The 14,786-nt window shown below is 30.8% G+C and carries 10 protein-coding genes and 1 other RNA gene; all 11 read right to left on the bottom strand.

Going from position 1 to position 14,786, the window contains the following annotated elements; genetic code table 11:
* Positions 1-5 precede the first annotated feature (5 nt).
* The 11 genes from fabG to BM335_RS02360 all read right to left on the bottom strand — a co-directional run bounded on the left by fabG (position 6) and on the right by BM335_RS02360 (position 14,777).
* Positions 6-752, bottom strand: a complete 747-nt coding sequence (fabG, locus tag BM335_RS02410; RefSeq protein WP_090222718.1) for a 3-oxoacyl-[acyl-carrier-protein] reductase — start codon at positions 750-752, stop codon at positions 6-8.
* A gap of 92 nt (positions 753-844) precedes the next feature.
* On the bottom strand, positions 845-3,244 hold the full coding sequence (locus BM335_RS02405) for a glycoside hydrolase family 31 protein (RefSeq protein WP_090222717.1): 2,400 nt from the start codon (positions 3,242-3,244) through the stop codon (positions 845-847).
* Between the two features lie 137 nt (positions 3,245-3,381).
* Positions 3,382-5,289 carry a 1,4-alpha-glucan branching protein GlgB gene (gene glgB, locus BM335_RS02400; protein WP_090222715.1) on the bottom strand — a complete coding sequence of 636 codons (1,908 nt, stop codon included), beginning with the start codon at positions 5,287-5,289 and terminating at the stop codon, positions 3,382-3,384.
* Between the two features lie 3 nt (positions 5,290-5,292).
* Positions 5,293-6,555 carry a glucose-1-phosphate adenylyltransferase gene (locus tag BM335_RS02395; protein WP_090222713.1) on the bottom strand — a complete coding sequence of 421 codons (1,263 nt, stop codon included), beginning with the start codon at positions 6,553-6,555 and terminating at the stop codon, positions 5,293-5,295.
* Positions 6,556-6,558: 3 nt separating this feature from the next.
* Positions 6,559-7,968, bottom strand: a complete 1,410-nt coding sequence (locus tag BM335_RS02390; RefSeq protein WP_090222711.1) for a glycogen synthase — start codon at positions 7,966-7,968, stop codon at positions 6,559-6,561.
* Positions 7,969-8,131: 163 nt separating this feature from the next.
* Complete coding sequence (locus BM335_RS02385; protein ID WP_090222708.1) at positions 8,132-10,396, bottom strand: aconitate hydratase; 2,265 nt, start codon at positions 10,394-10,396, stop codon at positions 8,132-8,134.
* Positions 10,397-10,575: 179 nt separating this feature from the next.
* Positions 10,576-10,878, bottom strand: an RNA gene (gene rnpB, locus BM335_RS02380) — RNase P RNA component class A.
* A gap of 161 nt (positions 10,879-11,039) precedes the next feature.
* Positions 11,040-12,161, bottom strand: coding sequence for a molecular chaperone DnaJ (gene dnaJ, locus BM335_RS02375; protein ID WP_090222707.1), 1,122 nt, complete (start codon positions 12,159-12,161; stop codon positions 11,040-11,042).
* 10 nt (positions 12,162-12,171) lie between these two features.
* On the bottom strand, positions 12,172-12,699 hold the full coding sequence (locus BM335_RS02370) for a nucleotide exchange factor GrpE (protein WP_090222703.1): 528 nt from the start codon (positions 12,697-12,699) through the stop codon (positions 12,172-12,174).
* 128 nt (positions 12,700-12,827) lie between these two features.
* On the bottom strand, positions 12,828-14,141 hold the full coding sequence (gene murA, locus BM335_RS02365) for a UDP-N-acetylglucosamine 1-carboxyvinyltransferase (protein ID WP_090222701.1): 1,314 nt from the start codon (positions 14,139-14,141) through the stop codon (positions 12,828-12,830).
* A 21-nt stretch (positions 14,142-14,162) separates the two neighbouring features.
* A complete protein-coding gene (locus BM335_RS02360) occupies positions 14,163-14,777 on the bottom strand; it encodes a DUF4290 domain-containing protein (RefSeq protein WP_090222697.1) in 615 nt (204 codons plus the stop codon).
* Between the last annotated feature and the right edge of the window lie 9 nt (positions 14,778-14,786).

Genomic DNA, 14,786 nt, shown 5'->3' with positions numbered 1-14,786 from the left:
ATGTTTTATGTTAACATACCACCATCAACACTTAGTGTTTGTCCAGTAATATATGAACTCATGTCAGAAGCTAAAAATACGCAAGCATTGGCAACATCTTCAGGAGTTCCACCTCTTTTTAATGGAATAGCATCTCTCCATCCTTGTACAACATCTTCATTTAATTTTCCAGTCATTTCAGTTTCAATAAATCCTGGTGCAATGGTATTACAACGTATATTTCTTGATCCTAATTCTAAGGCAACAGATTTTGTGAAACCTAAAATTCCAGCTTTTGACGCAGCATAATTTGCCTGTCCTGCATTTCCTTTTATACCAACTACAGAACTCATATTAATAATAGAACCAGCACGTTGCTTCATCATTGGACGAATAACGGCTTTTGTTAAATTAAATACAGACTTTAAGTTTACTTCAATAACTGTATCAAAATCTTCTTCAGAAATACGCATTAATAAATTATCTTTTGTAATTCCTGCATTATTAATTAAAACATCAATCGTTCCAAATTCTTTTAAAACATCATTAGCAAGTTGTTGAGCTGCTTCATAATTTGCTGCATTAGATTGGTAACCTTTTGCTTTAATACCAAAAGACTCTAATTCTTTTTCTAAACTATTTGCTGCTTCAACAGAAGAACTATAAGTAAATGCTACGTTAGATCCTTGTTTAGCAAATTCTAATGCAATTCCTCTGCCAATACCTCTAGTGGCTCCTGTTACTAAAGTTGTTTTATTTTCTAAAAGTTTCATTTTTAATTTTTTAATTTTTATAAGTTCAAATATACACAATTGATATAAAAAAAGCTTCTATTAAGAAGCTTTTAGATATTGCATATTAATATTTATTTACCTGTTATATATAATTCTCTAAACTCTTTTGTAACTTCAAAAGTGACAACGCCATTTATTTTTGATATATCTATGGCTTCATTATCAACTTCAATTTTATCAATTTTAAATGGTAAGCCATGTATGTTGATTTTAAAAGAATTATAAGAAGTTATAAATTTACCGGATTTAAACTGTTGAATTGTTAATGAATTGGGTTTACCAACTTGGTTAAAATTACGTAAACTATATCTTCCTTTTTTGTAATCGTAACCATCACCTGCATCTTCATAAACTTCTGAAGATTCTTTTCCTTCTTTATAATAAACATCTAATTCTAATTGCTCAATAATCTTTTCACCAACATATTGTTGAATTGGATACTTTGGTATAATCGCTCCTTCCTTTACAAAAATTGGCATACTATCAATATCCGCATCAACCCAAACTTCTTCTCCACCAATCATTATTGAATTATCCCAAAAGTTGTACCATCTTCCTCTAGGAATATACATTCTTCTACCTTTTGAATTAGGCTCAATAATTGGACATACTAATATTTTTTCACCAAAAATAAATTCGTCATTTCTATAATGTGTATTCGAATCTTCTTGATCAAAAAGTACTAACGACTTTAAAATTGGAATTCCTTCATCTGCATATCTCCAAAATGTAGTGTATAAATATGGTAATAGTTGGTACCTTAATTCAATAAATTTTCGAACAATATCAGTTACAGTTTTTCCAAAAACCCAAGGTTCTTGGTCACCGTGATCACCTGATGAGTGTACTCTACAAAAAGGATGAAATACGCCTAATTGAATCCAACGTGCAAATAATTCTCCGTTTGGTTGTTCTGCAAATCCACCAATATCTGATCCTGCAAAAGAAAAACCAGACATACTCATACGTTGTGCTTGTTGGTTAGCAATAGATAAATGATCCCAAGTTGCAACATTATCTCCTGTCCATGTTGATGTATAACGTTGCGTACCTGAATAAGCTGCTCTTGTAATTACAAAAGGACGTTTTGGGTAGCTAAATTTCTTTAAACCATGATATGTAGCACGTGCCATTTGCATTCCATAAATGTTATGTGCTTTTCTATGGCTACAAGGATTTCCGTCATAATCATGACGAACATCATCTGGAAAAGATTTTCCTGGAACATCCATAACGGCTGGTTCATTCATATCATTCCAAACACCTGCAACTCCAATATCTTCAATTAACTCTTTAAAAAGTTCACTCCACCATTCACGAACTTCAGGATTTGTAAAATCTGGGAAATAGCACTCACCTGGCCAAACTTTTCCTTTCATATAAGGACCGTCGGCACGTTTACAAAAATAATCTTTTTCTAAACCTTCTTTAAAAACACTGTAATCATTATCAATTTTTATTCCTGGATCAATAATAACAATAGTTTTAAAACCATCATCTGCCAATTCTTTTACCATTTTTTTGGGATCAGGAAAGTATTCTTCACTCCAAGTAAAGCATCGGAATCCTTCCATATAATCTATATCTAAATAAATAGCATCACAAGGAATTTGCAATTCCCTAAATTTTGAAGTTATTTCTTTTACTTTAGATTCTGGATAATAACTCCATTTACATTGATGAAATCCTAATGCCCAAAGCGGTGGAATATGTTGTGGACGCCCAGTTAAATCGGTATAATTTGACACAACTTCTGTCATTTCAGGACCGTAAATAAAATAGTAATTCATTTCACCACCTTGCGCCCAAAAACTTGTGATGTTTCTTCTTTCATTACAAAAATCAAAATAACTTCTGAATGTGTTATCAAAAAACACTCCATAAGATTTTTCATGATGAATGGCTGTGTAAAAGGGAATTGTTTTATAAATTGGATCTGTTCCTCTGCCATAAGCGTAAGAATCTGTTACCCAATTTTGAAAACGTTTGCCTTTTAAATTATTTTCAACAGGTTTATCACCTAATCCATAATAATTTTCTCCTTGTTGTGATTTTAATGACATTTTTACAATATCACCACCAATTTCATAACTTTCTTCCCAATGAAATCCTAATTCATCTTCACAAATTAAGGTATTGTCTTTTACATCAAAAATAGTTTTACGCATATCAATCTTAGATATATGGCATACTAATTTTGAAGTAGTAATTATATATTTATCGTCATCTTCAGTAATTTCTAAATGGTTGTAACCTTTACTTGCATATATAGTAATTGCATAAGAAAAGTCTTTATCAAACATTCCTGTTGTACTATATCTAAAACGCAAAACACTATCTCTTTCGATAGTTAATTGTAGTACAACACCGTTTTCACTTTTAAAGTACAGAACGTTTACGTGCTTTTTGTAAAAAATTATTTTTGAAGGAAATAAGTTTCCTTTATATTCTAATTCAGTGTTTAAAATCATATTCTTTTCATTTAATCTAATTGCAAACGTACTAAAAAACTTAAGTTTTACTACTTTCTTTTCAATAAAAATGCACCTATAATTTTTCGAGATTTATAAAATTATAGGTGCAATTTTTTAATTAGTTAAAAACTATTCTATTTTAACTGTAAAATGATGATTCCTAAGGGCGGCAAGGTTAATTCAGCTGAATATTCTCTACCATTCCATGGTTGCTTTTTACTTGTTATTTGTTTTAAATTTAATATACCACTTCCACCAAACACTTCACTATCACTATTAAATATTTCTTTTAACTTAGATTTGTTTGGGACTCCAACTCTATATTTTTGAATTGGGTTTGGTGTGAAATTGCAAATAACTAATACATTGTCTTCTGGTTTATCTCCTTTTCTGATAAAAGATATTACGGAGTTTTCTGTATCATCATAACTAATCCATTCAAAACCAGCTTGTGTAAATCCGTTTTCAAATAACGCCGGTGTTGTTTTATATAGTTTGTTTAATTCTCTAAAATAATTTTGTGTTTTTTTATGAGGTTCAAATTCTAATAAATTCCAATCTAAACTTTTTTGAAAATTCCATTCATTATACTGGCCAAATTCACCTCCCATAAACAATAATTTTGTGCCAGGATGCGTAAACATACAACCATAAAGCAACCTTAAATTTGCAAAACGTTGCCATTCATCACCAGGCATTCTTCCTAAAATAGAATTTTTACCGTATACTACTTCATCGTGTGAAAGTGGTAACATAAAATTTTCAGTAAAAGCATAGGCTAAACTAAAGGTTATTTCATTTTGATGATATTTTCTATAAATAGAATCTTTTGCAAAATATTGTAAAGTATCGTGCATCCATCCCATCATCCATTTCATTCCAAAACCTAAACCTCCAGCAAATGTTGGTTTTGATACCATTGGAAATGCTGTTGATTCTTCTGCAATTGTTTGAACATCGGGAAAAGAGCTATATACTTCAATATTTAATTCTTTAAAGAATGAAATAGCATCTAAATTTTCATTTCCACCATATTCATTTGGTTCCCATTCACCTTCTTCTCTAGAATAATCTAAAAACAGCATAGATGCAACTGCATCAACTCTTAAACCATCAGCATGATATTGGTCTAGCCAAAAAATAGCATTACTAATTAAAAAAGCACGAACTTCATTTCTGCCATAATTAAAAATTAAACTTTTCCAATCTTGATGGTATCCTTTTCTTTTATCTGGATGCTCATATAAATGCGATCCATCAAAATAACCTAAACCGTGAACGTCTTCAGGGAAATGTGAAGGAACCCAATCTAAAATTATTCCAATTCCGTTTTGATGTAATTTATCAACTAAAAATTTAAATTCTTCAGGATATCCAAAACGAGATGTTGGTGCAAAATATCCTGTAATTTGATAGCCCCAAGAAGGATCGTAAGGATATTCCATTATTGGCATAAATTCTACATGAGTAAAATTCATATCTTTTAAATAGGCAACCAATTCATCTGCTAATTCAAAATAAGATAACGATCTATCTTCTTCCGCTTTTTTTCTCCAGGAACCTAAATGAATTTCATAAACAGAATATGGCGATTTTAATGAATTATGCTCTTTACGAGTTTTCATCCAATTTTTATCCTTCCATTTATAAGTGTCTTCCCAAACTACTGATGCTGTTTTAGGAGGATGTTCACAACGTCTAGCGTACGGATCAGCCTTTTCACTTATATATCCTTGATTGTTTGAGTGAATTTTGTATTTGTAGATAGTTCCTTTTCCAACATTTGGTATAAAACCTTCCCAAATACCTGAAGAATCCCATCTAACATTTAATTTAAATTCGCCATCTACCCAATGATTAAAATCTCCAATAACTGACACCTGATTTGCTGTTGGTGCCCAAACTGAAAAATAAGTTCCTTTAACTCCATCAACAACTACAGGATGTGAACCAAATTTTTCATACAACCGAAAATGTTTTCCTGCCTTAAATAAATTGATATCAAAATCTGTAAATAAACTATACGATTGTACTTTACTCATAATTTAAATTATAAAACCATTAGGAATTATTGCATCTTTTTTAACAACTACAATACCATCTCTTACTACATAAGTGTCTGTTTCACAATCTGGTAAATGTTTACCTCCATTAATTCTAACATCATCTCCAATGCAACAATTTTTATCTAAAATGGCATTTTTAATAAAACATCTAGCTCCAATACCCATAGAGACTACATTTGGATTTACAATATCTTCAAGTGGTTGATAATAATCGGCTCCCATCATATAAGTATTAATCACAGTTGATTCAGCATCTATCCTAGATCTAACACCTATTACTGAATGTTCAATTTTACCTGCATTTATAATACAACCATCTGCAACAACTGTTCTATCTAAAATAGTTCCAGAAATTTTAGTTGTTGGTAACATTCTAGCATGCGTATATATTGTTCTTTCTCTACAGTATAAATCAAACTTTGGAAAGTCATCGGTTAATCCTAAATTGGCGTCAAAGAAAGAATCTATATTACCAATGTCTGTCCAATATCCTTCATATTGATAACTAAACACTCTATTTTTGTCAATAGCTTGTGGAATTATTTCTTTACCAAAGTCATTGGTATCTGGGTTTTCCATTAATTTAATCAATAAATCTCTATTAAAAATATAAATACCCATAGAAGCTAAATAATCTCTTCCTACTTTTTGCATATCATCACCAGTATCTGAAGTCCATTCTGGTAATAATTCAGCAGCTGGTTTTTCTATAAAAGATGTAATTGCGTCTTTTTTATCAGTTTTTAATATTCCAAAAGAAGTAGCGTCTTTTGCATTTACAGGAATCGTAGCTATGGAAATTTCAGCTTTATTTTTTATATGAGCGCTTACCATTTCATTAAAATCCATTTGATACAATTGATCTCCAGAAAGTATTAAAGCGTAATCAAAATCATGACTCACAAAATGGTGCATACTTTGTCTAACTGCATCTGCTGTTCCTTGAAACCAAGTACTGTTACCTGGTGTTTGTTCAGCTGCTAAAACATCAACAAATGCCGAGCTAAAAAAACTAAAGTGATATGTATTTTTAATATGCCTATTTAACGACGCTGAATTGAATTGTGTTAATACAAAAATTCGCTTAATTTCAGAATTAATACAATTTGAAATAGGAATATCTACTAACCTATATTTACCTGCAATTGGTACAGCAGGTTTTGAACGTGTTGCAGTTAGTGGATATAATCTGGAACCTTGTCCACCTCCTAAAATAATTGCTAATACTCTTTTTCCTGACATAATTTATCCTTTTAATGATTTGTATAATTTGATATATTCTTTTGCGGAAGCATCCCAAGAGTGGTCTATACTCATTATTTGCTTTCTTATTTTTTTAAATTTAGTTTGATTTTTATATAAATCTAACCCTCTTGAAATTGCATGAACAATTTCAGAAACTGTTACGTTTTGATGACAAATTCCAAAGCCATTTTCTTCAGAAATATCTATAACGGTATCTTTTAAACCACCAATATTTCTAACAATTGGTATTGTTCCATACCTTAGTGCGTACATTTGATTTAAACCACAAGGTTCTACACGCGATGGCATTAATAGAAAATCTGCGCCTCCATAAATTATATGAGATAATTTTTCATCATATCCAATATATGCGTTGTAAACTCCTTTGTGTTCTTCTTTTAATTTTTCCAATTGTTCTTCAACATCTTTGTTTCCAGAACCTAACAATAAAATTGAAATATCTTTATTTATCAATGCATTTCTAAAAACCTCTGGGAATAAATCAGATCCTTTTTCACCTACTAATCTTCCAATAAAAGCGAATAATGGTTTTTCAAAATCTAAATTAAATTCATCACATAGCCATTTTTTTTGAGCGTTTCTACCAGATTGAACAGTTTTAATTGAATAATTTTTTATTAGATAAGTATCTTTTTCAGGATTCCAAACATCCGTATCAATTCCATTTAATATTCCAACACATTTTGCGCTTTCATCATTTAACAACCATTCTAAACCATTTGCAGATAGTTTTAATTCTTCCATATAACTAGGTGAAACGGTATTTACTCTCCAAGCACATTTTAATGCTGCAGCCATTGGATTTATACAACCGCCCCAATCTAACAATCCTACATTAGAAAAATCAAATTCAGGAATTAATCCAACCTTATCATGTGAAAACCATCCTTGATATTGTGCGTTATGAATGGTGAAAATTGTAGGTATTTTATTTAAGTCTTTATATTTTAATGATTGTGAAATCATAAACGGCGTTAAACCTGTATGATGATCGTGACATTGAATAATAGTTGGTTTCTTTTTCCAAGTTAATACCCAATCTAATGCAGCAATTTGAAATGCTAAAAATCGATCAGTATCATCATTAGAGTACACATACTCTTTAAATAAAAGCTCAGGTATATCAACTAAAAATAAATCATAACCTAACGTGTTATTTTCAATTGAAACTATTCTGTATTCAAATGCTGTCTCTCCTAATTTTACTACCGATTTAAATTCTTCAATAAATTTATTTTCTTTAGTAAACTTATTATTATAAAAAGGCATTATTACTTGAGATGTAACATTTTTTGAATTTTGATATTTTGGAAGTGCTCCTACCACATCAGCTAATCCACCAACTTTAGCAATAGGATAACATTCAGCACTTATATGAAGTATTTTCATAATTTTTTTGATAAAAAAAGTAGTTTTTAAGAGTAATCTATATTACTAAAAATGTAAAGAAATTCCTAATAAAATAGTTATAAAAAAATGCGGGTTTATAAAAAATAAAAGAGGAACATAATGTTCCTCTTTTATTAAAATATTTAAATAGTTAATACACTAATTAACAAGCATTTTCCTTTTTAATTAAATTTAAGGCTGAACCTTCATTATACCAAGCAATTTGACCTTGATTGTATGTGTGATTTAATTTAATTGTGTCTTTATTACCGTTTTCGTGAACAATTTCAAGTGTTAATTGTTTTCCTGGTGCAAATTCATTTAAATCAATAAAGTTAAATGAATCATTTTCTTGAATTAAATCGTAATCAGTTTCATTTGCAAAAGTTAAGCCTAACATACCTTGTTTTTTAAGGTTTGTTTCATGAATACGTGCAAAAGATTTTACAATAACGGCAGCAACACCTAAATGACGTGGTTCCATTGCCGCATGCTCTCTTGATGATCCTTCACCATAATTATGATCACCTATTACAATTGATTTAACTCCAGCAGCTTTATAAGCTCTTGCTGTATCTGGTACTGGACCATATTCTCCTGTTAATTGATTTTTTACAGAATTGGTTTCTTTATTAAATGCATTTACTGCTCCAATTAAACAGTTATTAGAAATATTATCTAAATGTCCTCTGTAACGTAACCAAGGTCCAGCCATTGAAATATGATCTGTTGTACATTTACCAAAAGCTTTAATTAATAATTTAGCATTTGTAATAGAATTACCAATTGGCTCAAAAGGAGTTAGTAATTGAAGTCTATCAGAATCTGGTTTTACAATTACACTTACTCCAGAACCATCTTCATAAGGTGCTTCGTAACCAGCATCTTCAACTGCAAATCCTTTTGGAGGTAATTCTAATCCTGTTGGTTCATCAAAAGTAACTTCTTCTCCATTTTTATTAATTAATGTATCAGTCATAGGGTTAAAATCTAATCTACCAGCAATTGCAATTGCTGCAACCATTTCTGGAGAAGCCACAAATGCATGTGTATTTGGATTTCCATCCGCTCTTTTAGAAAAGTTTCTGTTAAAAGAATGAATTATAGTGTTTTTTTCTTGCTTTGACGCTCCTTCTCTATCCCATTGTCCAATACAAGGTCCACAAGCGTTTGTGAAAATTTTAGCATCTAAATCTTCAAAAATCTTTAATAAACCATCTCTATCGGCAGTATATCTAACTTGTTCAGAACCAGGGTTAATACCAAACTCTGCTTTAGCAACCAATCCTTTATCTACTGCTTGTTTTGCAACTGAAGCTGCTCTTGACAAATCTTCGTATGATGAATTTGTACACGATCCAATTAATCCCCATTCAACTTTTAATGGCCAATCATTTTTTGTAGCTTTTTCTGTCATTTCACCAACCACTGTAGTTAGGTCTGGTGTAAAAGGACCATTTAAATGAGGTTTTAATTCTGAAAGGTTTATTTCTATAACTTGATCAAAATATTTTTCAGGATTTGCATATACTTCATCATCTCCAGTTAAATAAGAAGCAATTTTATTTGCTTCATCTGCTATTTCATTTCTATCAGTAGAACGTAAATAACGCTCCATAGAGGCATCATAACCAAAGGTAGAAGTTGTTGCTCCTATTTCAGCTCCCATATTACAAATGGTACCTTTTCCAGTTGCTGATAAAGATTTAGCACCTTCACCAAAATATTCAACAATGCAACCTGTTCCTCCTTTTACAGTTAAAATTCCTGCAACTTTTAAAATTACATCTTTTGGTGCAGACCAACCGGAAAGCTTACCTGTTAATTTAACACCTATTAATTTTGGAAATTTTAATTCCCAAGCCATTCCAGCCATAACATCTACAGCATCAGCTCCACCAACACCTATCGCAATCATTCCCAATCCACCTGCATTAACTGTATGTGAATCTGTTCCAATCATCATTCCTCCAGGAAATGCATAATTTTCTAAAACTACCTGATGTATTATTCCTGCTCCTGGTTTCCAAAAACCTATTCCGTATTTATTTGATACTGAGGCTAAAAAATTAAAAACCTCACTACTATTATTTAATGCGGCTTGTAAATCTTTATCTGCTCCTATTTTAGCTTGAATTAAATGGTCACAATGTACAGTTGTTGGAACAGCAACTTTGCTTTTTCCCGCTTGCATGAATTGTAATAACGCCATTTGAGCTGTTGCGTCTTGACAAGCAATACGATCAGGAGCAAAATCTACATAATCTTTACCTCTTTCAAATGCTGTGGTTGCTTTTTCATCCCAAAGGTGATTGTATAATATTTTTTCAGCTAACGTTAAAGGTTTACCAACAATGGATTTTGCAGCGTCAACACGTTCTGCCATTCTTCCATAAACACCTTTAATCATTTCAATATCAAAAGCCATATCTATAATAATTTATTTAGTTATTTTAATTGTGCGAAGTTACAAAAAATCATTCCTTTTATTGTGTTTTCGTTACCTACAAAAGCATTTTTAGAGATATAAATATTAAGTGTGTACTTTTTTTTATTATAGATAAAAATCACCTACGAAAACGTTGTAAATATTAGGAATATGATAAAAAACTAAGTAGGTCTATAAGCCGAATTTTGTACTTTTAATAAGTTCTTATCATTTATCTAGACAATAAATTACTTTATTGCTCAATCTGCCTACCCCTTGAAATAGAACGAGTAGCTCTAAAATTTCAATATACATGGCATTGCACCGCATAGAGTTTACCTGGTTTCACTACAGCCTAACTGTACTTGCTTTCTGTTGCACTTGTCCTCAGCTCACGCTGGACGGATGTTATCCGCTATGCTACTCTGTGGTGTCCGGACTTTCCTCTTCAATAAAATTGAAGCGATAAGACGACCTACTTAATTTTGAGCAAAAATACGTTATTTATATATATAAAAAAACCCACTCAAAGTTTGAGTGGGAAAATTGCTATGAAAAAGAAAAAGTGTTATCATTTATTTCGCTGATAACACTTCAAATATAATTTATTTTTCGTTAAACTGAAAATAAAATAAATACTTTTTTATGAGAACATATCTTTTACTTTTTCAAAAAACGATTTATCAAATTTTGATGGATTTGGTTTAAAATTTTCATCATTTTGCATTTCTTCAAAAAATTTCTTTTGTTCTTTATTTAAACTCTGTGGAGTCCAAACATTTACATGGACTAACAAATCGCCATTTCCATAATGATCAATGCTTGGCAACCCTTTACCTCTTAGTCTTAAAATTTTACCAGATTGTGTTCCTGGTTCAATTTTAATTTTTACTTTACCAGTAACAGTATCAATATTTTTATTAGCTCCAAGTACTGCCTCTGAAAAATTAATATACAAATCGAAATGTAAATTAGTACCTTCTCTTTTTAAGCTATCATGTACTTGTTCTTCAATAACTACTATTAAATCTCCATCAATAGAATTATTACCTGGCGCTGCATTTCCTTTACCGTTTACTTTTAACTGAACACCTTCAGTAACTCCGGCAGGAATTTTAATAGAAACTGTTTCTTCTTTAAACTCTAATCCTTGTGCATCAGCATTTTTTGATGATTTATCTAAAATCTCACCTGCTCCTTGACACGAAGGACAAGTAGATGCTGTTTGCATTCTACCTAAAATAGTGTTTGTAACTCTCATTACTTGCCCTGAACCATTACACGTTGTACATGTTTTAAATGTAACCCCATCGGCCAAGACTTTTCTTCTAACTTTTACTTTCTTCTCAACTCCACTAGCAATTTCTTCAAGGGTTAATTTTACTCTAATACGTAAATTACTTCCTTTAACTCTCGCTCTTCCTCTAGATTGACCACCGAAACCTCCAAATCCACCACCAAAAGCACTACCAAAAATATCTCCAAATTGGCTGAATATATCATCCATATTCATTCCGCCTCCGCCAAAACCACCTTGACCGCCTTCAAAAGCCGCATGACCATATTGATCATATCTCGCTTTTTTATTTTCGTCACTTAAAACTTCGTATGCAGCGGCGGCTTCTTTAAATTTTTCTTCAGCCTGTTTATCCCCTGGGTTTTTATCTGGGTGATATTTTATAGCCATTTTTCTATAGGCTTTTTTTATTTCGGCTGGTGTAGCATTTTTTTCAATACCCAATACTTCGTAATAATCTTTCTTCATTTTTATAAAATTATTGTCCTACTACTACTCTAGGATATCTTATTATTTTATCTCCTAATTTATAACCTTGTTCTACTACATCTATTATTTTACCTTTTAAATCTTCACTTGGCGCAGGTATTTGAGTTATAGCTTCATGAAGTTCTACATCAAAAACATCTCCTGATTTTACACCTATTGGTGATAATCCTTTCTGCGATAATGAATTACGTAATTTATTATTAATTAATTCCATACCAATTAGCGCAGCTTCTTCATTTGTTTTTTTCAATTCGGCTAAACCTCTATCAAAATCATCTAAAATAGGCAGTAAAACTGTCATTAATTCCTCATTGGCAGTTTTAAATAGCTCTATTCGTTCTTTTGATGTTCTTTTTTTGTAATTCTCAAATTCAGCAAATAATCGTAAAAACTTATCTTTTTCTTGACTTACTTCTTTTTTTAGCTGCTCTTCAATGCTAATATCTTGAACTTCAGGCTGAATTTCTTCATTTTCAGAAATTTCTTTTTCTGCCTTTGTATCTTTCTTTTTGCTCATATTAATTGCTTAAAATTTTTCTCAATAATTTATTACAAAAGTATTGCCAATATTGATTTTATGACAATCTGACACTTTTTTATAACAAATTGAATTGTTTAAATTAGAATTGTTTAAATTGTGAAGTTTTAATTTGCAGCAACTCTTGTTATTTTAGCACCAATTGCACGTAATCTTTCGTCAATATTTTGATATCCACGATCAATTTGTTCAATATTGTGAATGGTACTTTTCCCTTTTGCTGAAAGTGCTGCAATTAATAATGAAATTCCTGCTCTAATATCAGGTGAAGTCATAACTGTAGCTTTTAAACTAGATTCGTGATTCATACCAATAACAGTTGCTCTATGCGGATCACAAAGTATAACTTTTGCTCCCATATCTATTAATTTATCAACAAAAAACAAACGGCTTTCAAACATTTTTTGATGTATTAAAACGCTTCCTTTTGCTTGAGTGGCAACAACTAAAATAATACTTAATAAATCTGGAGTAAATCCAGGCCAAGGTGCATCTGAAATTGTTAAAATTGATCCATCAATAAAATTTTGGATTTCATAATTTTCTTGTTCAGGAATAAAAATATCATCGCCTCTTCTTTCTAAATTAATACCTAATTTTTGAAAAACACGCGGTATTAAACCTAAATTATCCCAACTTACATTTTTAATGGTAATTGAAGACTTAGTCATAGCAGCCATACCAATCCAGCTACCAATTTCAATCATATCAGGTAAAATTCTATGAGAACAACCGCCTAAATTTTTAACACCTTCAATTTTTAATAAATTAGAACCAACACCAGTAATTTTAGCTCCCATACTATTCAACATTTTACATAATTGTTGAATATATGGCTCACAAGCTGCATTATAAATAGTAGTAATTCCTCTTGCTAAAACGGCTGCCATTATAATATTTGCAGTACCCGTTACTGAAGCTTCCTCCAACAACATATCAGTTCCTGTTAAATATTCTGCTTCAACTCCATAAAATTTTTCATCGGTATTGTATCTGAATTTTGCACCTAAATTAATAAAGCCTTCAAAATGCGTGTCTAATCTTCTTCTTCCTATTTTATCTCCTCCAGGACGAGGAATATATCCTTTTCCAAAACGCGCCAATAAAGGACCAACAATCATAATAGAACCTCTTAAAGAACTTCCATCTTTTTTAAATTTATCAGATTCTAAATACTCTAAATCAATATCATCAGCCTGAAACTCATAAGTATCTTCATTTAACCTATTTATTTTAACGCCTAATTCACCAAGTATAAAAATAAGTTTATTAACATCAATAATATCTGGAACATTGCTTATTGTAACTTTTTCTGGAGTTAAAATAACACTACAAATTACTTGAAGGGCTTCATTTTTTGCACCCTGAGGAGTTATACTACCACTTAATTTATGACCTCCTTCTATTACAAATGTTGACATTAATTTTGATTTAAATAATTACTACTTCTTTTTCTGGCGATTATTTTTATTGGTATTTGATTTTCTTTTGCGCATTAAATCTTTAACTTCTGATAAATTTTCATTACGCTTATCTAAATCAATTTTTCCATTAGAAAGTTCTTTTAAATGTTTAAAAATCACTTCATCTTCAACAGTATCTTTATTCCAATTTAAATAACATTTTTTCATATGGTTTGCAATTGCATAATATAATGCAGTTCTAGCTTCACCTTCTTCCCAGGTTAAAGCCGTATCAATCATTGTTTGAATGTTATTTCCATAAAAACGATATTTAGAATCGTAATTTGGATAAGCTAATCTATCTGGTTTAGCTTGTAAAACTTCCCTTTCTGGTTTTTCATAAGGAGATTCTACATCCAATTTAAAATCGGACATAATAAATAATTGATCCCAAAGTTTATGTTTAAAATCGGGTACGTCTCTTAAATGTGGTTGTAAATTTCCCATTACGTGCACAATTGCTTTTGCCATTTTATTACGTTCTTCAACATCTTCTAAAGCAATACAATGATCTACTAATTTTTGTATGTGTCTTCCGTATTCTGGGATTATTAAATGCGATCTTTCAGCATTGTATTCTAAATCAAATTCCATATATCTTTA

The sequence above is a fragment of the Lutibacter maritimus genome (genome assembly GCF_900116115.1).
GTDB classification, from domain to species: domain Bacteria; phylum Bacteroidota; class Bacteroidia; order Flavobacteriales; family Flavobacteriaceae; genus Lutibacter; species Lutibacter maritimus.
Note: the sequence above shows the minus strand (reverse complement) of the source record. Positions and strands in the feature narration are given on the sequence as shown.

Excerpts from the sequence above, each read along its gene's own strand:
- BM335_RS02385 (WP_090222708.1), bottom strand. The coding sequence starts at position 10,396 with ATGGCTTTTGATATTGAAATGATTAAAGGTGTTTATGGAAGAATGGCA.
- BM335_RS02370 (WP_090222703.1), bottom strand. The coding sequence starts at position 12,699 with ATGAGCAAAAAGAAAGATACAAAGGCAGAAAAAGAAATTTCTGAAAAT.
- BM335_RS02405 (WP_090222717.1), bottom strand. The coding sequence starts at position 3,244 with ATGATTTTAAACACTGAATTAGAATATAAAGGAAACTTATTTCCTTCA.
- dnaJ (WP_090222707.1), bottom strand. The coding sequence starts at position 12,161 with ATGAAGAAAGATTATTACGAAGTATTGGGTATTGAAAAAAATGCTACA.
- glgB (WP_090222715.1), bottom strand. The coding sequence starts at position 5,289 with ATGAGTAAAGTACAATCGTATAGTTTATTTACAGATTTTGATATCAAT.
- BM335_RS02395 (WP_090222713.1), bottom strand. The coding sequence starts at position 6,555 with ATGTCAGGAAAAAGAGTATTAGCAATTATTTTAGGAGGTGGACAAGGT.
- BM335_RS02390 (WP_090222711.1), bottom strand. The coding sequence starts at position 7,968 with ATGAAAATACTTCATATAAGTGCTGAATGTTATCCTATTGCTAAAGTT.
- BM335_RS02360 (WP_090222697.1), bottom strand. The coding sequence starts at position 14,777 with ATGGAATTTGATTTAGAATACAATGCTGAAAGATCGCATTTAATAATC.
- murA (WP_090222701.1), bottom strand. The coding sequence starts at position 14,141 with ATGTCAACATTTGTAATAGAAGGAGGTCATAAATTAAGTGGTAGTATA.
- fabG (WP_090222718.1), bottom strand. The coding sequence starts at position 752 with ATGAAACTTTTAGAAAATAAAACAACTTTAGTAACAGGAGCCACTAGA.